This window comes from Deinococcus arboris (assembly GCF_009755355.1).
GTDB lineage: Bacteria > Deinococcota > Deinococci > Deinococcales > Deinococcaceae > Deinococcus > Deinococcus betulae.
Map to the genome: position 1 here is coordinate 1 of NZ_WQLB01000044.1, position 25,677 is coordinate 25,677.

At 60.3% G+C, this 25,677-nt stretch carries 27 protein-coding genes and 3 pseudogenes; 12 read left to right on the plus strand and 18 right to left on the minus strand.

The window, feature by feature from the left end; all coding sequences use genetic code 11:
- The first annotated feature begins 156 nt into the window (after window positions 1-156).
- Window positions 157-741, plus strand: a complete 585-nt coding sequence (locus tag GO986_RS20505) for an SMI1/KNR4 family protein (RefSeq protein ID WP_157461385.1) — start codon at window positions 157-159, stop codon at window positions 739-741.
- Here GO986_RS20505 and GO986_RS20510 read toward each other — a convergent pair.
- A complete protein-coding gene (locus GO986_RS20510; RefSeq protein ID WP_198170863.1) occupies window positions 738-1,490 on the minus strand; it encodes a DNA/RNA non-specific endonuclease in 753 nt (250 codons plus the stop codon). The genes GO986_RS20505 and GO986_RS20510 overlap by 4 nt on opposite strands.
- Window positions 1,491-1,987: 497 nt before the next feature.
- Complete coding sequence (locus GO986_RS20515; RefSeq protein WP_157461387.1) at window positions 1,988-2,245, minus strand: hypothetical protein; 258 nt, start codon at window positions 2,243-2,245, stop codon at window positions 1,988-1,990.
- 51 nt (window positions 2,246-2,296) lie between these two features.
- Here GO986_RS20515 and GO986_RS20520 point away from each other — a divergent pair, with 51 nt between their 5' ends.
- Window positions 2,297-2,437, plus strand: coding sequence for a hypothetical protein (locus GO986_RS20520; RefSeq protein ID WP_157461388.1), 141 nt, complete (start codon window positions 2,297-2,299; stop codon window positions 2,435-2,437).
- Between the two features lie 1,361 nt (window positions 2,438-3,798).
- Here GO986_RS20520 and GO986_RS20525 read toward each other — a convergent pair.
- Window positions 3,799-4,227, minus strand: coding sequence for a hypothetical protein (locus tag GO986_RS20525; RefSeq protein ID WP_157461389.1), 429 nt, complete (start codon window positions 4,225-4,227; stop codon window positions 3,799-3,801).
- Window positions 4,228-4,423: 196 nt separating this feature from the next.
- Here GO986_RS20525 and GO986_RS23530 point away from each other — a divergent pair, with 196 nt between their 5' ends.
- Window positions 4,424-4,579 (plus strand): hypothetical protein, encoded by a 156-nt coding sequence (locus GO986_RS23530; protein ID WP_369409507.1) that lies wholly within the window; start codon window positions 4,424-4,426, stop codon window positions 4,577-4,579.
- Window positions 4,580-4,597: 18 nt separating this feature from the next.
- Window positions 4,598-5,112 (plus strand): annotated as a pseudogene (locus GO986_RS20530) (DDE-type integrase/transposase/recombinase).
- Window positions 5,113-5,392: 280 nt separating this feature from the next.
- Here GO986_RS20530 and GO986_RS20535 read toward each other — a convergent pair.
- Both GO986_RS20535 and GO986_RS20540 read right to left on the minus strand, forming a co-directional pair.
- Window positions 5,393-5,752: a hypothetical protein gene (locus GO986_RS20535; RefSeq protein ID WP_157461390.1), complete on the minus strand. Its 360-nt coding sequence runs from the start codon at window positions 5,750-5,752 to the stop codon at window positions 5,393-5,395.
- Window positions 5,753-5,849: 97 nt separating this feature from the next.
- Complete coding sequence (locus tag GO986_RS20540) at window positions 5,850-6,023, minus strand: hypothetical protein (RefSeq protein ID WP_157461391.1); 174 nt, start codon at window positions 6,021-6,023, stop codon at window positions 5,850-5,852.
- A 141-nt stretch (window positions 6,024-6,164) separates the two neighbouring features.
- Between GO986_RS20540 and GO986_RS20545 the strand changes: the two genes are divergently transcribed.
- The gene (locus GO986_RS20545) at window positions 6,165-6,539 is read left to right on the plus strand and encodes a hypothetical protein (protein ID WP_157461392.1); all 375 of its coding nucleotides are present in this window, start codon (window positions 6,165-6,167) and stop codon (window positions 6,537-6,539) included.
- 503 nt (window positions 6,540-7,042) lie between these two features.
- Here GO986_RS20545 and GO986_RS22680 read toward each other — a convergent pair.
- The 6 genes and pseudogenes from GO986_RS22680 to GO986_RS20570 all read right to left on the minus strand — a co-directional run bounded on the left by GO986_RS22680 (window position 7,043) and on the right by GO986_RS20570 (window position 12,450).
- Window positions 7,043-7,966, minus strand: a pseudogene (locus tag GO986_RS22680) (IS630 family transposase).
- A gap of 154 nt (window positions 7,967-8,120) precedes the next feature.
- On the minus strand, window positions 8,121-9,116 hold the full coding sequence (locus GO986_RS20550; protein ID WP_198170866.1) for a DUF3103 family protein: 996 nt from the start codon (window positions 9,114-9,116) through the stop codon (window positions 8,121-8,123).
- A gap of 300 nt (window positions 9,117-9,416) precedes the next feature.
- Complete coding sequence (locus GO986_RS20555) at window positions 9,417-9,893, minus strand: hypothetical protein (RefSeq protein WP_157461394.1); 477 nt, start codon at window positions 9,891-9,893, stop codon at window positions 9,417-9,419.
- A 23-nt stretch (window positions 9,894-9,916) separates the two neighbouring features.
- On the minus strand, window positions 9,917-10,588 hold the full coding sequence (locus GO986_RS20560; protein ID WP_157461395.1) for a phospholipase A2: 672 nt from the start codon (window positions 10,586-10,588) through the stop codon (window positions 9,917-9,919).
- 105 nt (window positions 10,589-10,693) lie between these two features.
- Window positions 10,694-11,320 (minus strand): response regulator, encoded by a 627-nt coding sequence (locus GO986_RS23535; protein ID WP_369409508.1) that lies wholly within the window; start codon window positions 11,318-11,320, stop codon window positions 10,694-10,696.
- Window positions 11,321-11,334: 14 nt separating this feature from the next.
- The gene (locus GO986_RS20570) at window positions 11,335-12,450 is read right to left on the minus strand and encodes a sensor histidine kinase (RefSeq protein ID WP_198170868.1); all 1,116 of its coding nucleotides are present in this window, start codon (window positions 12,448-12,450) and stop codon (window positions 11,335-11,337) included.
- A 259-nt stretch (window positions 12,451-12,709) separates the two neighbouring features.
- Here GO986_RS20570 and GO986_RS20575 point away from each other — a divergent pair, with 259 nt between their 5' ends.
- Complete coding sequence (locus tag GO986_RS20575; protein ID WP_157461397.1) at window positions 12,710-13,630, plus strand: App1 family protein; 921 nt, start codon at window positions 12,710-12,712, stop codon at window positions 13,628-13,630.
- 249 nt (window positions 13,631-13,879) lie between these two features.
- Here the strand turns inward: GO986_RS20575 and GO986_RS20580 are convergent, their stop codons facing one another.
- On the minus strand, window positions 13,880-14,173 hold the full coding sequence (locus GO986_RS20580; protein ID WP_157461398.1) for a zinc-binding dehydrogenase: 294 nt from the start codon (window positions 14,171-14,173) through the stop codon (window positions 13,880-13,882).
- Between GO986_RS20580 and GO986_RS22685 the strand changes: the two genes are divergently transcribed.
- Both GO986_RS22685 and topA read left to right on the plus strand, forming a co-directional pair.
- A complete protein-coding gene (locus GO986_RS22685) occupies window positions 14,096-14,485 on the plus strand; it encodes a hypothetical protein (protein ID WP_198170874.1) in 390 nt (129 codons plus the stop codon). The two genes, GO986_RS20580 and GO986_RS22685, sit on opposite strands and share 78 nt — an antisense overlap.
- A gap of 556 nt (window positions 14,486-15,041) precedes the next feature.
- Entirely contained in the window at window positions 15,042-17,099 is a 2,058-nt protein-coding gene (topA, locus tag GO986_RS20585) for a type I DNA topoisomerase (RefSeq protein WP_157461399.1), read from the plus strand.
- 90 nt (window positions 17,100-17,189) lie between these two features.
- On the opposite strand, the gene GO986_RS20590 is transcribed toward topA, so the two are convergent.
- From GO986_RS20590 to GO986_RS20605, 4 genes are read right to left on the minus strand one after another with little or no spacing between them, the layout of a single operon-like run.
- A complete protein-coding gene (locus tag GO986_RS20590) occupies window positions 17,190-17,504 on the minus strand; it encodes a hypothetical protein (RefSeq protein ID WP_157461400.1) in 315 nt (104 codons plus the stop codon).
- Window positions 17,504-17,710, minus strand: a complete 207-nt coding sequence (locus GO986_RS20595) for a hypothetical protein (protein WP_157461401.1) — start codon at window positions 17,708-17,710, stop codon at window positions 17,504-17,506. Before GO986_RS20595 ends, GO986_RS20590 begins: the two co-directional genes overlap by 1 nt.
- A complete protein-coding gene (locus GO986_RS20600) occupies window positions 17,707-18,042 on the minus strand; it encodes a hypothetical protein (protein ID WP_157461402.1) in 336 nt (111 codons plus the stop codon). The genes GO986_RS20595 and GO986_RS20600 overlap by 4 nt, the downstream gene beginning before the upstream one ends.
- Window positions 18,043-18,091: 49 nt before the next feature.
- Complete coding sequence (locus GO986_RS20605; RefSeq protein WP_157461403.1) at window positions 18,092-18,376, minus strand: hypothetical protein; 285 nt, start codon at window positions 18,374-18,376, stop codon at window positions 18,092-18,094.
- Window positions 18,377-18,612: 236 nt separating this feature from the next.
- Between GO986_RS20605 and GO986_RS20610 the strand changes: the two genes are divergently transcribed.
- The 4 genes from GO986_RS20610 to GO986_RS20630 all read left to right on the plus strand — a co-directional run bounded on the left by GO986_RS20610 (window position 18,613) and on the right by GO986_RS20630 (window position 24,618).
- Window positions 18,613-18,750 (plus strand): hypothetical protein, encoded by a 138-nt coding sequence (locus GO986_RS20610; RefSeq protein ID WP_157461404.1) that lies wholly within the window; start codon window positions 18,613-18,615, stop codon window positions 18,748-18,750.
- 689 nt (window positions 18,751-19,439) lie between these two features.
- Window positions 19,440-20,537: a M12 family metallopeptidase gene (locus GO986_RS20620; protein ID WP_198170870.1), complete on the plus strand. Its 1,098-nt coding sequence runs from the start codon at window positions 19,440-19,442 to the stop codon at window positions 20,535-20,537.
- 141 nt (window positions 20,538-20,678) lie between these two features.
- Window positions 20,679-22,361 (plus strand): tetratricopeptide repeat protein, encoded by a 1,683-nt coding sequence (locus GO986_RS20625; RefSeq protein ID WP_157461406.1) that lies wholly within the window; start codon window positions 20,679-20,681, stop codon window positions 22,359-22,361.
- Between the two features lie 520 nt (window positions 22,362-22,881).
- Complete coding sequence (locus tag GO986_RS20630) at window positions 22,882-24,618, plus strand: NAD-dependent malic enzyme (RefSeq protein WP_157461407.1); 1,737 nt, start codon at window positions 22,882-22,884, stop codon at window positions 24,616-24,618.
- Between the two features lie 7 nt (window positions 24,619-24,625).
- Here GO986_RS20630 and GO986_RS20635 read toward each other — a convergent pair.
- Window positions 24,626-25,378 (minus strand): annotated as a pseudogene (locus GO986_RS20635) (transposase family protein).
- Window positions 25,379-25,480: 102 nt separating this feature from the next.
- On the minus strand, window positions 25,481-25,677 hold a 197-nt coding region (locus tag GO986_RS22690), incomplete at its 5' end, for a hypothetical protein (RefSeq protein WP_198170872.1).

Consider the following 25,677-nt stretch of genomic DNA (forward strand, 5'->3'; position numbering starts at 1 on the left):
GTCGCGAAGGGCTGTGTTGTAGCGCCAGCATTTCGCCGCAGCGAAGGTGCTGAGAGGATCTGCTAGGCGTAGCCAAAGGCTTTCTGGTGAGCCATGTAGTTGAGCTTCAGTCTGGCCGTGAACTCCTCTTGACACCCAGTGTGTACGCTAACTGCCATGCCTGCTGCCTTCGGTGACGCCCTGCGCCTGGCCCTGCCGGCCCTGGCTGCCCCACTCCGTCCTCCAGTCGACCCTCTAGACGTACAGGCCGCCGAGGCGGCTCTGGGCCAGCCCTTGCCAGTGGCTGTCCGGCAGACCTACGCCACCCACGATGGTCAGGACGACATCCTCCCCGGCGTCCTGTTTGGCCTGACCTGGTTGCCGCTGAAGCGGGCCCTGCAGGAACACACCACCTGGATGGATCTGGCCCAGGAGGATGCCAGCCTGATCAGCAAGCCCGACGGCGCCATTCGGGCCGTGAATTTTAGTCAGGGCTGGCTGCCCTTCGCCACCGACGGCGGCGGCAACGGGCTGGCCGTGGACCTTGACCCCGGCCCAGCCGGCACGCCCGGCCAGGTCATCACCTATGGCCCTGACGAACAGCCCCGCCGGGTGGTCAGCACCGACCTGACGGCCTTCTTCGCCTGGGCCGCCCGAGCCGTCGAGGCCGGCGACCTGACCCTAAGCGGCGACGACGCCCGGTATCAAGGGGCGTCGTCGTTCCTGGATGCGCTGCGGGCCTTGCCGCTGCCCTTGGCTTAGCTGCAGCCCCTGCCGATCAGCCAGGACACCGCCTGCTGACGGTACGCCGTGCCGTTGGGGCCGCCACCAGCCGCGTTGTTGAACGTCCGGGTGAACGTATCGCCAGCAATGGTCATCTCAATGGTCCAGGTGCTGGGCGTGTTCGTGCTGCTGTTGGGGTAGGTCACGCGCGCCAGGTAGGTCAGGGTACCGTTCGCCAAGCGGCTACATTTAGCGGCCTGGTTTTCGATCTGCACCCAGTTGCCCCGGTTGAAATTCGACTCTTGGGGGGCCATGTTCGCCCGCTTGCCCCAGCCGCCGAGCTGACTGCCAATGAGGTGACCGCCGTCGTACCCGTCGGGGTTGTCGAGATTGCCGACCGTGCCCTGGCAGGCGGTGTCGCGGGCGGCGGCCGTGACGGGTGGCAAATACCGGTAGGCGCTGCGGGGGCGACCCTCAGCGTCAATGTAGTAGTGGCCGCCGCTAATGACATGCCACTTGTTGCGCTCGGTACTAGCAAAGCGAGTGGGGCAGCCGTCAGCGAGCTGCGCGCTGAGGGCGTCATGGTCCTGGTAGCCCATGCCGTAGCTGGCAAAAAACGCCCTGGCCTGTTCCGGACTTAGGTTGCGGGTGCGCTGGGCCAGGGCCACTTCACTGCCCACGGCAGCAATGAGCTGGTCATAGGGGTCGGTGACGGCCACGGGGGCCGGGCTAGGCGAACAGGCGGCCAACAGCAGACTGGCCAGCAGCAGAGCAGCACATTGTTTCACGCGACCATCCCAGCACCGAATTGTAAGCATGATGTCAGTCTACCGGCTGCAGTTAAGCTCGTAGGCTTCGCGGCCGCAGCTTCTGTGGTTTCAGGCGCCGGTACAGCTGCACCAAGTTGGGTGGCAACGGTTTTCCGTGGTCCGAGAAGACTTTGAGGCGCGCCTGGGTCATGCCGCACAGGGCCTCGCGGTCATTTGGGCCTAGGTAGCCCTCGCTTAGGGCGCATCGCAGCGCCGCTCCCCTTGGCCCACTGGCAGGCGCGGCGCGCGGCGCACGTCGTCGCTTGCCGGCCACCAGGTCAGCTCGCCCATCAGGTCAGCAACTCGGTAGGGCGTGGCAGCAACGTCACCTCTAAATTATCGTCTGTGACCGTACCTCCCGCCTGGTAACGGCAGCGAAGCCAACGACCACACCTCCGGACCACCGTCCAGCAGACGCACGTTGGCGGGGCCTCCTTGCACCCCTATCCTCTCAACGATCTCCATCTCGCCCTCGGTCATGGCCCCACTGTAGGTGGGTCCAGCATTAGGCCTGACGCCAGCAGGAAGATGCCGCCGATGATACACAGGAAGGCAAACAGGCGCACCAGCGGCTCCAAACAGCCCGCCGCCACCGAGTGGCCGTAGCTGCGAAATTCCTGCACCCCTGAGGCGTTGCGCCGCATGAAGGCCCGCCGGCCCATCAAGACGTTGAGTATGATCCCCAGCACCAGCGCCACGCCACCTATGGTCATCAGCATTCTGGTCTTCACCATGACACACGCCGTGGGCTGCGCTGGCCGGTATCACGCGCTGTACAGTGGGGCATGCCGCTCTACCCGTTCCGGTTTCCGCCCGAAACCCATGAGCGTCTTCCCGCCGAGTTGCGTGAACCACTGGAGCTCTACATCAGCGAGGACTGGCGCGACCAGCTCAGCGAGTCCGTCCAGTATGTGCTGCGGGGCTAGCCTGTGGAAGCGTCGCGCCGAGGCGACCGGATCAACCTGAGGGCGGTGGGCTGGCTCTACGGGTACGGTCACGAATATTTCCCCTCGGACTGTTGAGGGAGCGACGAGGCGCTTGAAACCTGGACTGGCCTAAATGAGACGTCTCTCCCCGATCCAGATGGTGAAATCACCGTCGTGCAGCCTGACCGCTCCTTGAATAGAACATATCCCCAATCGGAGGGTAAGACCGAAAGTGCTCAAAATTCCTACGCTGGTAGGTAAGAGGGCACATTGCGATTGGAAACACTGATGGGCGCCACAGGCAGCTAGGTCATATTGGGCGACGATACGCTGGAACCCGGTGCGGACCTTGACATCCGTCTGTCTGGCGGTCGGCAACGCGGGCGACTGGAGTACGACGCGCTGGGCCGTCCGCTGTTGTACCTGCGCCTGACTGGCTCAGCAGCGGACCCCCTTGGCCGTGCTTCTGCCGGAAACGGCTGAACTGCGCCTGCCCGGCGCGAACTGGACGACGCGCACCTGCGGCGCCTGGCGATCACCACCGTCCTTTCCGGCAAGCTGGGCATAGCACAGTCCTCCCACCCGCTGCGCGAAAGTTTTGAGTACTGGCTGAGTCTGTCTCCCAATGCCCGCATAGCGCTGCTAAGTGAATTGGAGCATCTCAAAGCGGCACTAACGCGCCGTCTAGGGGCCGAGACGCATGAGGTCGCCCGAGCTGTTCTCGAAGAGGAGATCATGCGGTTGCGGGTGAGGCTGCGCAGCGTTGAAGTGCTCGATGCCCTGACCTGTGGGGTGGTGAACTAGGCGCGAGCAGTGTCATCACGTCATGCCCAGGTAGGCCCAAGCTGAACAAAGCGCGGTTGAGCTGAAGCCAGATGGCGCAGGAGAACAGGAGCTTCATGGACGAGTAGCCGTGACACAGGGGCGATCTCGCGCTGGAGTCGTCAACCGGGAAACGGGTCACTTCGGCCAGTGCGGGCGAGCCGACCTCTCAATCGTGCGGCACGGTGATCTGTAGCGCGACGAGCAGGGACAGGTTGGATACTGCAGGTCAGACACCTCCCGTTGCGCGTGGCGCCGTTCAGGACCTCGGCAAGCGACCCAGCCATCAGTCGATGTGGCTGTACCGGCACCTTTTTGCCTTGGGCGTTATCGGCTCCGCAGTGTGGCTCTACCACCGCTTTCCTTGAGACAGCGTCATGTCCATGATCGAGTCGCAAGCCGCTGCCAGCAGACCCGAGGCACGGCGTCTTCGGACAGTGCTGGCAACTCCGTCACAGCGCAACTGGCCTGGTACAGCGGGCTGCTGTGTCATGCCTTGCCAATCATCTTGCCTCAGCAGCACAAGGAGACTCGGCTACTCAGCGCAGCGTCGCGCGGTCAATGCGCCACACCTGTGAAGCGGCACTTCCCCCGGTGTTGTTCTTTCGGACCACGTAGTTGCCGCAGAAGGACTGCTGCTGTCCATTCTTCAGCTGAGCCGTGACCTTGACTGGCACAGTGGCGTAGAGCGAGCCAGCAGCACCCTCGATCCGTACGGGTCCAGTGATCGCGACATAGGTGGCATAGGTCTGAGCAAACCCATTTTTGAAGGCCGCGTAGCTCTTGCCGCTGTTCTGGCCCTGGCGGTCCCAGAGGGCATACGCCGCCGCATAGTTTTTGTGCCCGAGCGCGTTGTAATAGGTAATGATGACATCCTGCGGCCGGGTGCCTGACTGGGCTTCGGCCGGTGAGAGGGTCGGTGCCAAGAAGAGCAGGGGCAACAGGGCGGTGCGGAGACGGACGCTCATGCCTCAAGCATGCAGGCAGGCCGCAAACGACTTGTGAGAGCAGAAGCAACAGGTATTGGTGGACGGACGAGCCGTCACCACTTCAGACACTCTCCTCAAGCTCTCAATCAATAGTGAGATGGTGGAGGCCGGGCACTGCCACTTCGTTCGCTGAATGCATGGTTCTGGCAACTTAACTCCAGTAGGCTGCTGAGTTGTGACCGATCGGAAACCGTACCTCCGGCGTTTTCCCCTCAGCGTCATCGGCTACGCTCTGCGCTTGTACCACTGCTTCCCCTTCGGCCAGCGTGACGTTCAGGAGCTGATCCACAAGCGCGGCGTTCACGTCAGTCACGAAACCCTACGGCAATAGAACATCAAGTTCGCCCCCTTGCTCACCGAAGAACTGCGCCACCGAGAACCTCGCCGAGGTTCCTGGTGGCATCTAGACGAGGTGTGCGTCAAGGTCGGTAGGTTGAAGCACTGGTTGCGGCGGGCAGTTGACGAACATGGGGACGTAATTGACATTCTCTTTCAGGCACACCGCGATACCGAGGCGGCCAAGACCTTTTTCGTTCGTCTGTTGGGGAATACAACGTGCCAGAGGTCATTCACACCGACAAACTGTGGAGTTCTGCAGCAGCCGTGCGTGCGCTTCCCGTGCTCCACTCTGTGGAGCACATCCAAGCCGTGTCCACTGCACGGTGCAACAATCTGATCGAACAGTCGCACCGTGTCACACGGCAGCAGGAACGTACCCAACTTGGGTTCAAGCGACGACAGCGAACGCAGGCATTCCTCAATTTACACGCCCGAGTCTCAAACCTTCGCCGCCACACCCGAACGACGATTCCTGCGGCCATCAGACGAAGCAACCAATTCGCAGCCTTCTCTGGTAAGCGGTGATAGAGCAGGCGGCTTGAGAATTAAGCCGCCTGCTGAACTAAGATGGTCTTGCTGAGATTCAATTGCCAGTACCGTTCAGAGGAACATGCACGGGTGGTTGCTTGCCTGAGGCAGAGAGACGCTGCGGAAGGTGCTCAGAATTGACGGGCTGATCAGCTCTCGAAATGGGAAGTGTGCTGACCAGAACCATGAAGGACGCCCTCGCGCCAGAAGAGGTTGGCAACCAGCGCACCCCAGCCTAAGTGTGATTAGGCCATCATCTGTCTCCAGCCACGTCTGTTCAGGAGACTGAGTCGTGAGACGTGGACGCCGCCTCTAGCGCAGCTGGATGTTCGCGCCGAGGTGGCAGGGGGAAGGGGATGCCCGCAAGCAGGCGCTCGGTCGTGAGGGGGCCGGTCAGGCGCTCGCGCTCGTTCACGCGCGCAAATGTTTCTTCGCGGCACTCACGAAGTTCAGGGCATCCCTTCTCTGGATTGAAGATGAGTTCAATGTCCCGTTGGGTCAGCAAGAGTGGGCGCATGACGACCTCCGGAGTCAGGATATGAGATGCATCTCCTGAGGGTGTGAAACCTTTGTTCCGGCTCACCTGGTCAAAGTAGTAGATCTGGTCGTCCAGCGCCTGTTCTTCCGCTGTAGGCACGATGTCGCCCTCCACCCGGTAGTGCCGGGTGGCCAGAGGCTCAGCCTTGCCCGCAGCTTGGCCACCTCCGCCTTGTCAATGTTGGCGGCTTGAAAGGTCACGACCTGATTGAAGCTGTCCGGATGGCGCCGCCCAGGCTATGTCCAGTCGAGATGGCACTCTGGCCGCCTTTGGTTGCCCGGGCGAGGTTGGCGGCGATCAGGTCGCGGTTGGGGCTGACCTGCAGCCAGCCGATCTGGGTGGGGCTGGCATCGCCGATGATAGTGTCCACCGTACACTCAATACCCAATTGGCGCGCCTCTGGGCCACCGATTTCTCTTCATCTTTGGCTTTCTTGGCGGCGGGTGGGCATCTCGAGCATGGCGTCTCCTGCACCCAAGGTAGTGGACACTCGGTGCGTCGGCTGCGGCATGTGCCTGAACTGAAGGGAGGCCAGTCATGGAATGATGACGGCCTGATGGTCACGACAGAGACCTGGGACTGGGACGCGCCGCGCGACGATGTGCGCCCAGCCCCACTGTTGCCGTTGCGGGTGGCGGAACGGCGGACGCTCCGCGCGCTGCTGCGCCGTCATGCAGCCGAGTACTTGGACGAAACGGTGGCTGCACTGGACGCCAGTCTCACGGAAGGCTCTCTCGACCCCTACGACCGGGAGGCGTTTCTGGTCATGGCCCGGGACCACCTCAAGACGTTGGCAAGTCGCAGCCGTCCCCTTCCTGCAGGCCGGGCGCAGCTGTTCGGACGTCTGAAGCCTCAGCCAAGCCTGTGCTGGGTATTCAGGGCGTGAGTGACGCTGCGGTTCGCCGTGCCCTTTTCCTGTCTAGGGCCGCTCTGGTGCTGACGGAGTGGGCTGAGGTGCATGGGCAGTCGCCCAGCGCCGCGCTGAGCTGGGCGCAGCGCGGCGAGCTGGCGGCCTGGCAGTGCGGCGTGGGGTGGCTGGTGCGATCAGGGCAGCCGGTCCCTGTGGCGGGCCAGACACCTGCCCAGCCGCCGGTGCTCGTTCACCGACTGAGCCGTGAAGAGCGCTTGGCGCTGCCCGCCGTGTCGCTGCAGGTCTGGGCCAGACTGCATGACCAAGTGCAGGGCACCGCCACCATCTGGGCTCGACAGGGGCATCTGGAGGCCTGGCGCAGCGGCGCGGCTTGGCTGGTGCGGCCGGATCAGGCCGTTCCGACCTTACCGCGCGGTGGGGCTAGGCTGAAGCGGTCAAGACGCAATGACGAAAGAGGACCTGAGGCTGACTCATTAGTGTTGCTGGCCGAACGACATATTGATTCCTGCGCAAGTGCATCACGAGGAGTGTCCATAGAGGAGCCGTCTTGAAAGTTCAGCTGACCGAATCCTCCGCCACGCTATGGGGAGTTGGGCTTTGAGGGTCTGGAGATCTGAGGTGCAGAACTTCGCCAGGACGTGCTGCTTCACATAGGCCCACACCAGCGCAACCGGATTCAGTTCAGACGAGTAGGGCGGACAGTAGATCACCGACAGCCGAGCCTCGGATGCGACGAAGGCACTCAGCGCCTTCGTCTTGTGAGTGCGGGCGTTGTCGCGCAACACCGTGGCCCGTCCAAACACCTGGCGCAGCAGATAGCCACAACGTGCGCACCTTTGACCGATGCGTGATGCGTGTGTTGTAGAAACTGCCCTGTCGTGGTGATGGCCCCAATCGCTGACACTCGGTTCCAGCGGTTCTTATCAGCACCAGTGTCTGCCCACAGGGCGCCCACGTACGTGTCACGGTGGGCTTCAGCGAGAAGCTCACCTCGTCGGTGAAGGCCAGGGTCTCACCGGCTTCGACCCTTTTTTCCAACGCCGGCGCCAGAGTCTCTACCCAGGGACGAACGCGTCTGGATCCTGTTCCTGGGCACGTTTGATCGGTTTCTGCGGCGTGAAGCCCCACTGGCGCAAGAGTCGCCTGAGGTGATCGACGTCATACCACACGTCGAATTTCAAGCCGATGAACTCGCGCACCTTTGGACACGTCCATCGGGCCTTCATGGCCCGCGCTAAGAATCGTCATAATCCCGGCGATCTGCCCATCACTCAGGCGCTGGGGTGGGCCTGCGGCGATGGTGGCAGCCAGTGAGCCCTGCGTGCGCAGCCGTTGTCGTTCGGCGATCTGCGTGGAACTCAGTTGCCTGGCGCAGAGGTAGGGTTCAAGCGAACAGTCGCCGTTCCTCCATCTGCGCGGGTCCACCGGATGGGTTGCCACACTCGCGGCATATCATGAGCCTACACCTCTCGTTACGCTTCTGTGCAGAAACCAATAATTTCGACTTTCCTTCTCAAGCCGATTCCATATTTCCAAACAGCCCCTGTTCGGGCGGCAGGGGCTGTATTCAAGTCTGAGCTGATCAGGGAGGTCGGGTCAGTCGGTGTATTGCTTCAGATTCCCCAGATCTCTGACATCCGTGCTTGTCCCGTCAAACAAGTTCTTCTGCATCTTTACACCACCCATAAAGTCGTCCTCATTGTCGTTCTGCCAGCCAAAGTTAAATGGGCCAAACATAATCACATGATTGGCTGCGCCGCCATCCCGCTCATACCAATAAAAGTGAACGTCCCCATCGGCACAGCCAAAGTACTGTTGGGCATCAAGGAAGATGCCCGGCTCGGTGACCATGGGGAGGCGTCCATGCCAGCCAATGCCTGCTCCCTTCACTGCGACATACACTTCTGCATGACCTCTGACGAAGGGTTCCATATCATCAATCACGTCCAGCCGCACCAGTCTTGTCCCAAAGCATGCCTGTGCAGAGAGATCTGATCCCTGCTGTTTCGGCCAGGGCGCCTGGGGGCTCTGTGGCAGGATGGTTCCCTGAGCATCCACTCGTTCGTTGACGCCTACGGCGATAACGGGCACGCTGGGTGTCTTGCGACTGTCCAGCAGATGTACGTGGCCCTGCGCGTCGTAAGCCGTAACTGGCGCGTATTCATCGCCTCCCTCGGTCGCGACGGCAACCAGTGGAATAGTCGTGTCGGCATCCCAAACGGCGCCTCTGTCGGCAATATGGAGGTTCGGAACCTTGGAGACAAGGGCACTCAAGCTTTGTGTGCTGAGTCCAGAAGAAAGGGCCTGAGCAAAGGTGCCCTTTCCAGTGGACTGTGACGCGAGTGTAGCGTAGAGGGCCTCTGTGTCCCCAGTGACTTTCAAGGCGGTTTGTTGTGCGATCAGGGTGCGTACGCCGGGCTCGGAAAGAGCCCGGGCGAGCTGCTTGGCGAGCACATGAAGCGCGGCATTCGTCTGCGTTTGGTCAGCTGTCTGCGTCGGTGTCACGGCGATAGGTGCCGTCGCTGGTTGCTGGCCACAAGCCGCAAGGAGAAGACCGAGGGAAAGAGCTGCGGGAAGGTGAAAGCGCGTCATAGGACCCCCTGGGAGCATTTTTGGAGAAGAGAGCGGGGCAGAATGAACACCATGTCTGTGCGGCGTCGTCCGTCTTCACTGTCGGTTTTTCAGATGGCTCAGGATTGAATGGAGAGAGGAGGCCTTAATACGATTGCGGTAACAATGTTTCCTCAAAAGCCGTTAAATGGCCTTTCCAGTCCAATGCAACCTCTTCAGCCATCCACTTGATACAAGATTCGGAAAGTCAAAGATTGAGGCCAGTTCGCTAGATGGTTTTCGCCAATTCAAGCCTCTTCTGACTCTTGGAACACGCGAGCTTCAGTTGGTGCTATACTTCAATCCGCCAACCCAATTTCCATCGACTTTGCAGTAGGCATAGACCTCAACGCGCATGTTGCGAGCGACCGATGACTCGGCGAAGCCAACCTTTTCTTTATAGCTCCAGGTGATGGGATCATACGGTGGCCACATTTTAATATTCAGACGAACTTGTCCACCATTTCGGTGCCCGACTTGATATAGGTCGTACCCATTTGACCCAGTGGCCCACCATTGTTGAAAGCTGCAGCGTCCACCGGCCCACGTTGTGCCAAAGCCCTGACTGTATTCCCCAGCCTGTGCGGTAACCTTGCTCTGGCCAGCGCTATTCATTTCCAGCGCCGCGCTGTTGCCAGCTGGGACGGACGCTGTACCACAAGCTGTCATGAACAGGCCAAGAACCAGCAGGCAACTGTGATGGATGGATCTTCTGTTCCCGTGCATAAATGTGTCCTCCTGAAAAAGCGCGTGGCTCATCCTCGGTCCCAGGCAAGGTCTTGTTAGCCCCAGTAATTGCCACCACGGGCGCGGACAGCCGCGAAGTAAGCACTCGCGACTGCGTAACAACCTGGCGTCCGCCAAGCCGACAAGCCGTCACACAGGACCTTCATATTGGCTAGGAAAACAGCATCCGTGGCCCCCCGGAGACCATCCCATTCCGAGCGGGGTGTGAGTCTCGGCAGGTTGCGGTAACCAAAATCATGTACTTCACAGGCTGCGTGAAAAACGTCGTTGTAGCCTAAGTAGTTCACAGGGGCGCTGCATCCGTCGTTGCTCCAGTCCAGACCGGCGTAGCTGGGACGTGCACGCTCCGCCCGGTAGGCACTGGGGGAGTTCCATGCCACGCGCTTGACATAGTTCAAGCGAGCATTTTGAGCGGTCAGGGTGTGACTTGGAATAGCCGCTGTCTCAATACCAAGCTCACTTTTGGGCTGATCGCCGTACGCTTGCTGCAAACTCAGGAGCAGTATCGGATCGGTGGCCTGCTCACGCAGAATGTGCTGGCTGGTGGCGTCTTGGAGTTCAGGGCGCTTCGCGTATTCGGCGATCTGCGCTCCTACCGTGAGTTCTCCGGCCAACTCTGCACCACTGTGTTGAGCGGGAGATGTTTGACCACATGCAACGAGAGTGAGCGTGCCTGTGAGAAGCAGGCCTGATGCAATTTGTTTCATGCGCTCAGCATAGAAAGGGGCACCAGATCTGCCCACTGCCAGAAGTTAGGCGGGAGCATGAAGGAGATTTCACATTCTTCTTATCTACTGTTGTCCTCTTGTCACTTAGAGGAGTCCTCGTTCTAGAGCTTTCAAAACTGCTCGCGTTCGGTCTCGCGTCCCCAATTTAGAAAGTACGCTGCTGACATAGCTTTTGACGGTCCCCTCCGTAGTGTGCAGCATCTGAGCAATTTCTTTGTTGCTGTACCCGCCCGCCAACAATCGGAGCACCTCCCCCTCTTTGGCGGTGAGCTTGGCGTCTTCTCTGAGCGCACTGTTCGAAGGTGAGGGCAAGCTTCCCAGGCCTTTGATGGTCCGGGCGGTTACGGCGGGTTGAAGCCAACGCCCACCCGCAGCGACTGACCGCACGGCCTGTAAAAGCACTTCAATCGAAACGTCTTTTAAAAGGTAGCCCCGGGCCCCAGCCTGAACGCAGTCGAAGAGTAAGTCATCGTCGTCAAAGGTGGTCAGAATTAAAGTCGGCGGTACCCAACCCTCCGCACCCCACCGGCGCAGAAGGCCTAGACCGTCCAGACGGGGCATGCGAATATCCAGCAAGACGACATCTGGCTGAACTTGGCCCATGAGTTGGAGGGCCGTTAGACCATCATCGGCTTCTGCAACCACCTCAATGTCTGGTGCCAAGTCGAGCATGCTGCGCAGTCCCTGACGGACGATGGTCTGGTCATCCACGAGCGCAAGACGAATCACTGGCTCAGGCCACTTAGAGGTAATGTGGCTGTGAGCGCAAATCCAGGGGCACTGTCAAGGTCAATCTTTAACTGCCCACCGACACTTTCAAGTCGTTCGCGCATGCCCAGCAGGCCGCACCCAGGGGTGACCGTGAGGGCACCATGACCGTCGTCGTGAGCAGAGAGCTGCACTTGATGGGCCTGACAGTCCAGCCGAATCCAAACGTTCTGGGCCTGACCATGTTTTCGTGCGTTGGTCACGATCTCCTGAATGCAGCGCAGCAAAATATGCGACTGGGCCGGGGTGACAGTGTCAAGGTCATCCGGCAGAGCCGCGTGCAGCTTCACTTCCTCCCAGTGCTGTTGCAACTGTTCAAGTTCCGCTTTCCAGTCGACTGGGCCGTCGTCACGCATGGCACGGACCGACGCTCTCACTCGGCTGAGAAGCTGGACCGCGATCGTACGGGCGCGCTCAACGTGGGTGCGGCTGCGCTCATCCTGTGCTCCGTGCTCAGCGACTTGCAGGTTCATGGTGAGGGCCGTCAGATGATGGCCAACGAGATCGTGGAGTTCCCGGGCAATTCGTAGGCGTTCAGCGTCTCGTGATGCCTCAGCCAGCCGTGAGCGTGTGGTCTGCAGTTCAGCCACAACGAGCATCAGTTGTTGTCGGGCCTGCACTTCCCGGACGGCCACCTGTGCACTGAGGACTGCAAAGACTTGGAAGCACAGCCAACCGGTGGTATACGACGCCGCTTCAATCAGCGGCCAGTTGATGTAGAGGATGAGGGCGAGGCCGAGCGTCTGGAAGCCAATCCAGGCAAAGGCCAGGCGTAGAGGGAGAAGGATGCCGACATGGACGGCGGCGACGAGGAGCATGCCAGAGAGGAGGCTGTTGCCGTTGAAGATCTGGTTGGCACTGAGGGCGAAGATCGCTTCAAGAGCGCACAAGCCGAGCTTGACTCGGATGGGGAGTGCGTCACTCCGGGGGTGTGTGGCCAGCCAGAAGATAAGGCCAAACCCAATGAGGCTCAGGCCGAAGGGCCAGTATTCGTCTGAGGTGAGTCGCTCAGGCTTAGCGGGAAGGGCAAGGATGGCGTGAGCGCTGACGGCCAGCCAGGTCGCCAGGCCCACACCGCGCAGCGTACTGCGGAGTTCGCCGAAGGGCGTCAGTATGGGGGGCATGCCAGTATCTTCGCAAAAAGGTAAGTCTTGGCACTTGGTACCAGAGAGTAGACAGCCCCCGGGTCCCGCTTGGACCTCTGGAATCAATCTGCTGAATCTGACCGGAAACCCTGCTGAGACTCCATCCACGCTAACGACTTCTCGCGTCCAGCTTCGCGTAACACTGCAACTCTTCGGAACGCTTCCTGAAGCGTGTTAGTGTTCGGCCATGGTGAGCGGGAGGCCCTGGGCCTGGCGACGGCGGCTGAGCGTGGTCATCTGCAGTGGAGTGCTGTGGTGGAGCGGCGCGCAGGCGGCGCAGATCACCTTCTTGGCCTCACCTGATCCAGCGCACCTTCGCCTGCGGGTCAGCCAGGACGACGCCCTCGCCGAGCAGCGTGAGCAACCAAGCGATTCGGTCCTGCTCAACGTCGTCCGGCACTTGGCCCAGCTTTTTCCAACGTCCCAGCCCGGCGTCTCGGTGGCCTGCCAACGGCCTGGACATGAGCCAGTCTTCACGGTGACCGATCAGCAGGGTTACGCTACCTGTATCTTTCCCACCGCTGTTCGCACGCCAGTAGCCGTCACTGTGGGCCTGGCAGCTCCTGTTCAAGTGGCGCTGGCCCACTGGACCGCTGCCCAGCACATCACCGTGTCGGACGTGGACGACACCATCCTGATCACAGATGTGGTGGGTGGCCACGTTCTCCAGAATGTCCTGACCACCAACGGCACGACACGCCCCCTCTTTGCCGACGCACCAGCCCTGTTGCAGGGCCTGGCCTTACGGGGGCCCGTGCTGTATTTGAGCAATAGTCCTGATGGGCTGCTCCACTCACTCCAGACGGTACTCGACACGCACCATCTACCACAAGGGCCACTGTTCCTGCGGGATTTCCTCCGGGTTCCGGCATTACTTCATAAGGTCACGGTGCTAGAGACGTTGGCCCGCACGACCACCGCCCGGTTCACGCTGATCGGCGATGATGGTCAGCAAGATCCGGAAGTGTACAGCCGCTTCATTCAGGTCCATCCGGGCCGAGTGGAGCGGCTGTTGATTCGGCAGGTGAGCGCACCTGAGCGCCGACAGGAGGTTGAACGGCTGCTGAGCCGCTTAGGTCTTCCCGTGGCGTATCTGCCACCTCAGTGAGGCGTGAGGCGAGATCAATGGCAGACGCCATGTACCCTGCGCTGTTCCATCCCAGACGTAGCCGTATGACCTTCATCAAGGCACGCTGAGCAGAAAGGCGCCATGCCTGCTTGATCTACCCAGATGCAGCCTCGATCAACCACCATTGTCAATGGCGCGAGAGAAGGTCAATTCAGAGCGTGGGAACGATTTTTCCGAACGCCTCTCCAACTTCTAGCTGGGCATGTGCCAACGCCGTGTCTTCTATCGCTACACACTGTCAATGACCGGCTGAAGTCGCCCGGTCGCCATCAGGCCGAACACTTCCTCCAGGGCCGCCTCTTGCTGCGTCACAGCCACAGTCTTCAGGCTGAAGGTCGAGACCATGAGGGAACGTTGAAAGCCGGACATCAGCGCCTCTGACACATTGGCGGTTAGAAAGCCAGCCTCAACGCCGCAAATCATCCGGCCGTTTGGTCTGAGCTGATGGAGAAAAGCGCCAGCATCTGGGCCACCCACAGGGTCAATGATGATGTCGTACCCGTTCTCAGTGCCGTTCCCCATACCTGCACGATCAAGCACAGCAGATTGACCGTCATGACGAGGCCGGCTGCGGGGCCGTTTATTCGAGCATGGATCACCTCTCAGTACGCTGATACTGAGCTGGATCTGGACGCTCCTCCAGTGCCCAGCCGCAGCTGTTCCGGCCGAGCCCGCTCAGACGAAATGCCCTGGATGAATCTCTCCTGCACGGCCGTGCGCGATGAGCTGCTTACCGTCCAGAAGGCGGGTGCGGCTTGGCTGATGGGCCTGAGCACGCTGAGCGGGCTCCTCGCGGTGGCGGGGGTGCCGGCCGGCACGGCGCCTCTTGTCTGACCGCTTTAACGCCTACTGGCTTGGGATGACGCTGATGGTAGCTATCCTGGTGGCCTCTGTGGCGGCCACGCTGTCTGCCGTCTGGGCCACCTTGACCACGTGAGATACTGTCAGCACGGATCCCGCCAAGCTTGAGCATCGGTGGTATATCACCATCGACAACATTCGGCTGCATCTGAGCCGGTCGCGGAAGTGGATTTCTGTCATGGTCGGCGCCCTCCTGCTGTACGCGCTCCTCTCGGTAAAGCCTGGTTCCCCCCTCGCCGCCTACGTCCGGTCATGACCAGAGCCGGCGTCTAGTGTGCCCTGCTCGTGATCAGTGAGATCTGGCAACTAATGCTTCATCCCCAAACCAGTAAGGCAAAAGGCAGGTCTCGGAAACCCCGGCCATCCTGCTCCTGGGTGACGTGATCGACATCACCTCGGTGACGAGTTGTTCGGCCAACGCCCTGCCCACGAAGTAGATGGACGTGACAGGCTCAGCTCAGAGCTCTGGCGCACTGGCCCCTGGCTCACCTGCACATTGGCCTGAGCTCTACGCCACTACCCTGAAGGCATGGCCACCCTCGTGATTGTCGAAAGCCCCGCAAAGGCCCGGAAAATCGCCGGGTATCTCGGGGGTGGCTACGTCGTGCGCGCCTCCCTCGGTCACGTTCGGGACTTGCCCAGCACCAAAGCCGATATCCCCGAGCGCTACCGCACCGAATCCTGGGCCAACCTGGGCGTGAATCCGGAGACCTTTTCACCGATCTATGTAGTGCCCGCCAGCAAGCGCGCCACGGTCAAGGAGCTCCAGGGGCTGGCCGCGAAAGCAGACCGGATTCTCTTCGCCTCCGATATGGACCGCGAAGGGGAAGCGATTTCCTATCACCTCAGCCGCCTGCTGAAGGTCGAAGAGCCCGTGCGGATGGTGTTCACCGAAATCACCAAGGACGCCCTGCAGCGGGCGCTCCAGACCACCCGGCCGCTGGACCTGCGCCTGGTGGCCGCTCAGGAAGCGCGGCGCGTCATTGACCGCCTGGTGGGCTACCAGATCAGCCCGCTGTTGTGGAGGAGTGTGGGTGGGAAACTCAGTGCAGGACGCGTGCAGAGCGCGGCCCTGATGTTGCTCGCGCAGCGGGAGATGGCCCGCATGCGCTTCCGGCCTGCGACGTTCTGGGCCATCCGGGCGGACGTGCTGACCCGCCCGAAGTTCACGGCGACCGTCACGCACGTGCGCAGCAGCGAGCACCCGGATGGGCTGCCCATCGCCAAGGCCAGTGACTACACCCAGGACGGTGTGCTGAAGCCGGACGTGCGGGTGCTGGAGATGACTGATCAGCAGGCCCACGCCTTGACGACTTACTTGGATGGGAAAGACGCGACCGTGGCCAGCGTGGAGGTCAGCGAAACCCGCTCGCGGCCCGCGCCGCCGTTCATCACGAGCACGCTCCAGCAGGCGGGGGGGCGGCTGAAGCTCAGCGCCAAGCAGGTCATGGATCTGGCCCAGAAGCTTTACGAAGGCGGCTATATCACCTACATGCGGACCGATTCCCCGGCACTGTCAGACGAAGCGCTCACCGAAGCGCGGCGGGAAGCGACGCGCCTGTTCGGCCCGGCCGCCGTGCCCGCCCAGCCCCGGCAGTACGCCACCCGGAACAAGAATGCCCAGGAGGCGCACGAAGCCATCCGCCCCGCCGGCACCACTTGGCGGCCCCCAGAGACCGTGGGGCTCAGTGGAGACGAACTGGCGGTGTACGCCCTGATCTACCAGCGCACCGTGGCCTCGCAGATGCACGACGCGGTGTTCGACAAAACGGTCGTGACGCTGACCTGCGGCGCGGCCACCCTTGCGGCTCAGGGGCGGGTGCTCAAAGCACCTGGGTACCTCCAGCTCCTTCAGGATGAAGAGGAGGCGCAGGACGAACAGACCTTGCCGACACTGCAGCAGGGGCAGCGCGTGCCGCTGAAAGCGCGCCCACCGGAAGGGAAGAAAACGTCCCCGCCGACGCGGTACTCCGAGGCCACACTCGTGCAGGCGATGGAGAAGGCGGGCATTGGGCGGCCCAGCACATACGCGCAGACCCTGAGCACCTTGCAGACGCGCGAGTATGTCCGCGGTGTGGGCCGGCACCTGGGGGTGACGGCGGTGGGGCTGCTGGTGACGACGTACCTGGCCCGCCAGGTGCCGGAGGTGTTGGAAAAGGACTTCACGGCCACGATGGAAGCAGGTTTGGATGATGTGGCCGCCGGCGAGACGACGCGGGTGGCTTACTTGACACGGTTCTGGACGGAGGGCCTGGCCCCGACGATCAGGGAGGCGTCCCGAGAAGCGCCGAACCTGCCCTTACCGCACCTGGAGGGGACGCGGCTGCGAGCAACGGCTGGTGGGCCACACCTGGTGCGCGGGGGGCAGAGTGTGCTGCTGCCGCTGGAGATTCTGCCAGCGGAGCTGAGCGAAGCCGACGCCGATGCCATCGTGCAAGGCGTCTGGACGCCTAAGACTTCCAGGGCCAAACAGACAGGTCCAGGAGATGAGACAGGCACCGCCCCGAAGGCAGCCAGGAAACGCAAAGCTGTTGGGGCGACTTCACCAAGAAAACGGGCCGCGAAGCCGTCAAAGACAGCGGAATAATCCCTTTGGGTCGCGCGCAGGCTGCGTCAACGGGGACGATGCCAGTCGACGCCAGTCGAAGTGTGCCTTGCCCGTGTGGGGCGGGTTCGTTTAGGCGCGGAGGCCCGGTGGTCGCGCGGGTTGGGGCTTGAGGCGCTGGTACACCTGCACAAGGTTCCCGGGTAAGGGTTTGCCCTGCTCGGACAGCGCTTTGAGGCGTTCTTTGGTCATCCCGTACAGCACTTCCCGGTCGGCCGGGTCCAAGTAGCCTTCGTTCAGACTGGCTCGCAACGCTTCCACGGTCTCATCCATGTGCCCCAGTTCGTTGCGGCGCAGTAACCCGCGCAGGGTGCGTTTCTCCGCCTGGCCCACCGGCAGCAGCGGCGCGCGGCGCACGTCGTCCTCCGCCCAGCCCCAGTCGTCCATCAGGCGGGCACCCCATCAGGCCAGGGCAACAACACGGTCTGCATGCCCGCCTCGCTGGCCCGGCAGCCCACCCGGTCGCCCGGCACCGCGCTCACTGGCAGTCGAGCGAGTGCCCAGGTCTCGATGCTGGTGTCGGGCAGGCGCACGCTGGCCAGATGGCCTTCAACCTGCAGCACCTCGATGATCTCCATCTCCCCCTCGTTCATGCCTGGGCTGGAGCGTCCAGGATGAGCCCGGCCCGGTCCATTCCCGCCAAGATCTCCGTCGCCAGCCCCCGCGCATACGCGATGGCGCGCTCCTCCTCGTCTGTGCGGAAGGTGCGGTGCTTCATCGTCATCCGCTGTGTACGGGGGCTGAACGCCGTCACGCTGAACTCGTTCTTCCCGCCGGGCACCGGCCACCACAGGTACACCACCCCCTGCGGCCCGACGATCTCCTTGAACTCGGCGTTCGCCGAACATGAGCTCGAACTGGTCTGGCCGTTCGGGCACAGCGCTCGGCTCGGCCAGGGACCCCACATGCGGCGGGAAATCATCATGCAGCGACCAAGTGGCTGTCATGCCCTGAGCGTACACCTGCCGCGCGTGTCACACGGCGTCATCGGCCAGAACGTCCAGCCACTCCAAGCTGAAAAAGGCCTGATCGACGCGGGGCTGCACGTCACGCCGGGCATATCGCGTGATGCCTTTAGGCCAGAACCCGCAGAACAGTGGGAGCGGCGCCTTCATAGGGGCCTGGGCCTGACGCAGATGCAACCGGGCGCCATACTCGTCCGCCAGGCACCGCTTCAGTTCCGCGAGCGCGGGCGGGTCTGCCTCCCAATCCGGTGGCACGATGACCAGAAGCACGGGGTGCAGGGCGGCAGGCAGCATGGCTGTATGCTAGGGAGGTGCCACACCGTAACGCGGGTGCCATCCGGGGGTGCACTCGAAGGCACGACGCACTCACTGTCGCCCCTCTGCCTCACTGTCCTTGGTGTCGCTCTGGCGCTGGGTGCGGCCGGGACAAGCACAGGCGGCCTGCAGGACTCGTGCTGCGGATGCCCTTTCACTCTCCGGCGTAAGCCCTGTACGGGCTGCTCAACCAATGAACATCCGCAGCCCTGATTGTGTCCGGAATCGCACGGCTGCTCAACGCGGCGCACTTGGCCGATCAGGGTTATGCGGTGGCCGCACCGGACAACCTGATCCGCGCGGCGTTGGCGGACCGCTTGGGCTGCGACGACTATCTGCGCCGCCGCGTATAGCGCTGGCAGGCAGAACGGGTGTCTACGCCCCTGACATGTGTGTCCGCCGCCTTTATGTGGGCCTGCGTGTTGCGCCAAGTCCTGACCGCCAAGCAACCACGGAAAATCTACACTCAGCCCTGAAAAACCAGATTTCAATCTTGAAGAGACGAGCCTGATCCGGACGGAGGAAACACAGACACTATGCAGTATCTGTGTTCCGACTGGGCCTTGATCATCTCCAAAACCTCATGCTTCACCCATCGTCTTGAGGAGCCTTATACGGAGTTTTGGCTGGTCATCAGAGCGATGGTACTCGCGCTTGGTACTACTCCAATAGCCTCTCGATGTATGGCTTAAAATTTCACTGGATGGAATTTGTCTAATAAAACTTTACAGTATTAGCCGAATTGTCTGATCAACTGGGCCTGGTAGGAGAGAGCCGGACGTACAGTAGCGCTACCTCACAGCTCGTCCTGTTCTCACTTTCCTTATCGGTTCAACAGGTGTTTTCGCGCTCGTTGCCCCCACTTCCTACCATTCAACGGGTCGGCATTTGGCGCCCGCCGAACCTCATGTCACATCAGGCTGTTGTGCGCCTTAAGGAGTTTCCTATGCACCGACGACTGTTGTTCGCCATAGCTGTTACTGCTGCGCTGGTCAGCTGCTCTCAGCCAGCCTCTCCATCTCAAGGTCAGGCACAATCATCTTTGACCATTGATCTCCGAGGTACAGAATTACAAGCCCTCACCCCTGAACAGCGTCTAGGTCTGGAACAAGCGCCACACGTGACCCTTACGCTCCGGGACGGCAGCACCTTCGTCTACGAAAATATTGGTGGACAGATGATGCAGGATGGGGACATCATCATTGGTCATTCCCATGAGGCGCTGGCCCTCCTCACAAAACAGGTGGCAGGCCGCCTGAATGGTCAGGCACTCTCTATTTTTCCAACTGGTAAAGCCAACTGGAGCAACCGAACAGTTCCCTACTTTTGGAATAATAATGTGTTTAGTGCCAGCGAAATCTCAGCCTTGAATGCGGCCATTGACCTCTGGAATTCACAGGCTGGCAGCGCAGTCCGGTGGGTTTGGAGCACGACGGCTACGAACCGAGTCCGCTTCGTGAGGGGGAGTACGGGGTGCGGCGCATCAGCCGTCGGTTCCGCAGGTGGCGTCCAAGACCTCTCTCTCGCTTGTTTTACCAACAACACCATTCTCCATGAGATGGGCCACGCGTCTGGTTTCCAACACGAGCATCAGCGCTGTGACCGAGATAACTATGTCGTCATCAATCCTGACTACATCAGTGACACTTTGAATTACGGCAAAGGGTGTAGTTGGTCTACCTATGGACCCTATGACTATGACTCCATCATGAATTATTTTCCCCCATATGTGAACGCCCGTACCCAGCCGAGCGGTTCATACACGGGCTCCCCTAGCAATCTTGGGAAAACCAGTCGACTCAGTCCCGCCGATCTCAGTGGCTTGCAAGCAATCTATAAATCCAGTGGCACCACCTACACTGGGACGGTCACTGTTGGCTCGAGTGTCTTTGAACCGAAAACATCTGCTGGCTTCCGTTATGCTGGTGGTACCTTAAAAGCGGTACTCAGTGGGCCGGGCGGCACAGACTTCGATCTGTATCTTCTGCGTTGGAATGGGTCGAATTGGGTGCGCGTTGCAAAGAGCGAAGGGGCAACTAGCAGTGAGTCGATCACTTATAATGCGGCCTCTGGGGATTACAGTTGGGAAATCGCTGCCTATCAAGGCAGTGGCACTTACTCCTTGGCGGAGAGCCGCTAAAAAGCAGCGGTGTTGCGAGAAAACAAGCGTATTGAGGAACGCGGGTTGCCAGCATGTCTGGCGGCCTGCGTTATTATGTTGATCACGCCTTTAGAACCCGTCAAGGTGTGCTGGCCTACGGCTACCCTGAGAGGTTAGTCAATGATTGAAGAGTTAGCCGCTCTCCGTGAACAAATGGAACTCTCCACAGGCCATGTTCGGCTGAACCTCCTTCTAGAGTTGGCCTTTTTGTACCGTGATGTCGATGCGCAGCTGGGTGTACATCTTTGCCGGGAGGCTGCTGTACTCGCTGACCAGTACAATGACGCTCCGTCTCAGGCCTTGGCTTTGATTACTGAGGCAATGAATCTTGAACGCCTCGGCCAGAATCTGCATGCACTTGACAGATTGAGCGAAGCACAAATCATTGTTGAGCGCAGCAGGGACGCCTATGTTCTCGCCCGACTCTGGCATGCTCGTGGCATCATTGATGTGACGCGCGGACAATTCTATGAAGCGCTCCGCTCATTTCTGAGATGTGAGGGAGTCGGCGCTGTCTCGGACAATTCATGGCTCTTGAGCTCTGTACTGAGCAATATTGCTTTGATTTATGATCAGCTAGGCGAACATGCAGCAGCATCATCCTACCATCAACGCTCTCTCAAATTATCCCTAGCAACAGGTCGGCCTGATGTCCAGTTTTATGCAGTCAACAACATTGGGGTCAATTGTATGTGTCTTGGTCTCTGGAAAGAGGCCCTGGCGTATCACAAGGAGGCCTATGCAGTGGCGAACTCTCAAGGACGTCTCTATGGCGTGATGCTTTCGGCTTTGAATCTGGCAGAAACCTATACGGCGCTTGGTGAGATCGACGCAGCGCAAATTGCTTCGGAGGAGGCCATCCACCAGGCCAGACACCTCCGGGATAAGAAGATTTTAGCCGGTAGTCTTGCGATTTACGCGCAAATTCAATACAACCTTCAAAATTTTGAAGCTACAGTCCTGGCCTTGCGAGAGGCGCTTCGTCTGGTCAGCGAGCTGGGAGGGTTTCACAAATCCTCCAGTTACCATCTGCTTCTTGCCGATGCTCTGCTGCGTTTAGGCGAAGATGATCGTGCTTGTTTCCACCTGCACGCGATTCTGGATGTTGGCTTGGCCCTCCCGACGGAAGACCACCTACTGGCTTGTCAACGTCTGGTTCACCTTTTCGAAGCGAAAGGAGAGATTGACACTGCGCGGGCCTATGAAGTCAAACGTCAAGAGGCAGAGACTGCCTTTCAGACTCTACAAGACCACCACCAGCGAAAACTCACTCAGATCGAGAGTTTTGGGTTTGAATTTGCTGGGACTCGGCAGGCGTCCGGTCAAGGTGACAGTGCACATAACACAACGCTGGCTGTGGTGCAGCAGGAGTTGCAGGATGGCTTTGATCGAGCGCGCCGGCGGTTTGAGCCGTTTGCTGTTGTGGTGCTGGCGGTTGACCATTCCGAACGTGTGCCTCTAGAAGCGCTCTCTGCAGTGCAGACCACTCTGAAGCAGTTGTTGGCGACGGCGTATGACACTGTTACTCTGCTGCCCGCCGCAAATGCATTGACCTTTCTGATGCTGTCAACGTTGCCGAGCCGTGAGGTGGCGCCACAAGTGCGGAAATTCGTCAAACGCGTCCAAGCCCTAAGGTGGCCGTCATCCCCTGCTCTGCGAGTTACGGCGAGTGCTGGCTGTTGCACCACCCTGGCCTGGTCGCAGGCAGAAGATATGCTGCGGGTGAGCAGTCGTCTGCTCAGCCAGGCACAAGGTCTAGGCGGCAATCAGGTCTGTGCAACGCCGCTTGAGGGACGCCAGTGAATTCAGGTGTGAGCTGAAGGGATTGTGGCCAATTGAGTGGAGGTCGGCTCTGACCTATCTCATTGCAAAAACACGTTGGTGTCGACTGTTCCGTGGCTGTCAGGAGTTCTGATTGGTCATCGGATGACTACGACTCCATCATGAATAATTCCCCATTTTACGTCAGCGCAAGGGCCGAGCCTCAGGGATCCTACTCAGGAAATCTGAATGCTCTCGGTGAAATGTATCGACTGAGTGGAACTGATGTTCTCGGAATACGGTCTGTCTGTAACAGATAAAATCTGCCAAGATCTAATCTATACATTCTACAGCTCGTATTTGAAACCGCCCTACGCTGAATCTCATGCGCGGAGATTTTTATCTCTTCGTGCATGATACACATCCATTTAACTTCCCAGAGACGTTTGAGACATAGGACTTCGGTACCCGACTATTGAAACAACTCCCAATCCATTTTTAGAGTGTGATTTCCATTCGTACTATCCGTTAATCGCCACCCCTTGACCTTGGAGAACCCCCAATGACCCGCGCACTTTTGCCTCTGACTGACCACTACGACGTGCGCCGCGATCTGAGCGGTCACCCCGCCCTCTATCCACGGGTGCGGGGCTTTTCCCTGCTGCGCTTTCCCCTGCTGAACAAAGGCACTGCTTTCACTGAAGACGAGCGCCAAGCGCTGGGGCTGGACGGCTTGCTGGCGCCGCAAGTGGACACACTGGACGAATTGATAGAGCGGCAGTACGCCGATTACCAGCGCCTGAGTGACCCCTTGGAGCAGCACATCTTCCTGCGTCACCTGCAAGACCGCAACGAGGTGCTGTTCTATGCACTGCTGTCCCGGCACATTGAGGAGATGCTGCCAGTGGTCTACACGCCCACAGTGGGCTTGGCGGTGCAGGAATTTAGCCGGATCTACCGGTATCCACGCGGCCTAACGCTGTCGACTCGGAACATCGGCCGCGCCGATCAGGCGCTGGCGAATGTGCCCCTCAACGACGTACGCATTATCGTCGCGACCGATTCCAGTGCCATTCTGGGGATCGGCGATCAAGGCTTTGGCGGCATGGCGATTTCGATTGGCAAGCTGTCGCTGTATACGGTGGCGGGTGGGGTGGGCCCTGACAAGACGCTGCCTGTCGAATTGGATGTGGGCACTGGCCGCGCTGACCTGCGCGCCGACCCGGCGTATCTGGGGGTGAAACACGAGCGCCTGACCGGCGAAGCGTACCTGGCGTTCTTAGACCGTTTTGTAGAGGCGACCCTGGCCCGCTATCCCAAAGCCATCATCCAGTGGGAAGACTTCTCCAAAGACGCGGCCTTCAGCGTGCTGCACCGGTACCGCCGCGTGGTGCCCTCCTTCAACGACGATATTCAGGGCACCGGTGCGGTGGTCCTGGCTGGGGTGTTGAACGCTTGTCGCGCCAAGAACGAGCGGCTGCGCGATCAGGTCATTGTGGTCCACGGTGCAGGTGCTGGGGGCGCAGGCGTGGCGGCAGCCATCCGGGAAGGCCTGCGGCGCGAAGGTCTGACGCCCGAGGACGTGGCCGCGCGCGTCTTTGTGCTGGATTCGCGTGGCCTGCTCACCGATGACCGGCCGATGGAAGAGTACAAACGGGCGTTGGCCACGCCAAAGGCACTGGTGGCGGGCTGGAGTGGCCTGGATCTCGAAAGTGTCGTGTACCAGAGTCGCGCCACTGTCTTGCTCGGTCTGAGTGGGCAAGCGGGCATTTTTAGCGAATCTGTTGTGCGCGCCGCCCATGTCAATACCCCCCAGCCCTTGATTTTCCCGCTGTCGAATCCCACCGCTAACACAGAAGCGCTCCCAGAAGACATCTTGCGCTGGACCGATGGGCAAGCCATCGTGGCCACTGGAAGCCCATTTGCACCCGTCACGCTGAAGGGAATCACACATGACATCGGTCAGGGCAACAACGCCTTTATCTTTCCAGGCCTGGGGTTTGGTGCCGTGTTGGCTGGCGTGCGCGAGATTACCGATGAGATGGTGACGGCCGCCGCCTACGCCTTGGCCGACTGCACAGCGCGCGAGTGGCCGGGCCGCACTTACCCTCCCGTGTCCCAATTGGGGGTCGCCAGCGTGCAGGTGGCAGTCGCGGTCATCCGGCAGGCCTTGCGGGATGGAGTGGCGACTGATTTCAGCTTGTGGGCTTTGGACGATGCGGCTCTCCTGGAACTGGTCGAGCGCCGTTTCTGGCAACCTGAGTACCTCCCGTTCCGGGTGGAAGAGGCCGCAAATTGATCCTGATTCAGGCCAGAACGCCCCAGAACGCCGTTGAGGGAGGTGTGAAATTGTGCGCGAGGATGGCCAGGACGACACGCCGTCGGAGTGAGCGTGGCGTCTTGGTGTGAACGGAGCAGGTCTGGGCCTCCACCACTCCAGCAACGACCGCTTCAATGCGTTTTTGCGTTCTCGCATGGCAGGCTGGCCGCCACCTGGTGTCGTACCGGGCAGTGCTCTTTGATGGGAACACATCCCCCAGGCAGCAGTACACCTTATCCCTAATGCTGGGTGGCCTGCCGAAGTCGGCCACCACTGGCTGAGCTCAGAGCTCACAGTCGTATTGTGCAGGTTCGCTCGGCAGAGCAGCTCTTGCACGATGTCACCAGATAGGGTTACCCAGGCCTGAAGTTTGTCTCTGTAGACGTCGCTCTGCGTCCCAAAGCCCCACCGAGTTCTGGGGAACATGCACCGGTTGCCCCTCTTGGGCCGGCAGACGGGCAGTGCATGGAATTGACAATCACTTCTGCACAGCGCTGTGACGGGCTGGTCATCGCTTTAAGTTGTTCGAGCAGCCGTTGCCTCTGAGTGTACGCCTGCGTGCAGGAGGGAAGATCGTGTCGATCTTCCCTCAAGATGCTCCACCAGATGGATAGGAACGCGTATTTGAACAGCAGACGGCTGAGCAACAGGGCGACCAGCAGGGCGTTACTCCCCTCTGATGCAAATACTGTTTACGGTCACTGGAGTGTCGTCTGGCCCAGTGGTGAAGAAGCCGGATGACGGCTCAATTGTGATGGAGACGGTCTCGAGCTATACCGTCTCCATTTTTTGCCTTCTGAGAGCTGCTGACCCGGTCCAGGAGTGATTCCCAAACGAGGTTTCAGATGGGGTAATTCACGAGGTCATTGCCGACCGAGGACGCCTCCGTGAACGCCAGGATATTCACGCTCTCCAGAATCTGCAAAAAGAACGCCGGGTCGCCCTGCCACTCCCGCGTATAGCCGAGGTCACGTGAGATCCGCTGCGCCGCCTGATTCAAGAGGCCCAGTTCCTGTTCCAGCACAGCCCGGGACGGAA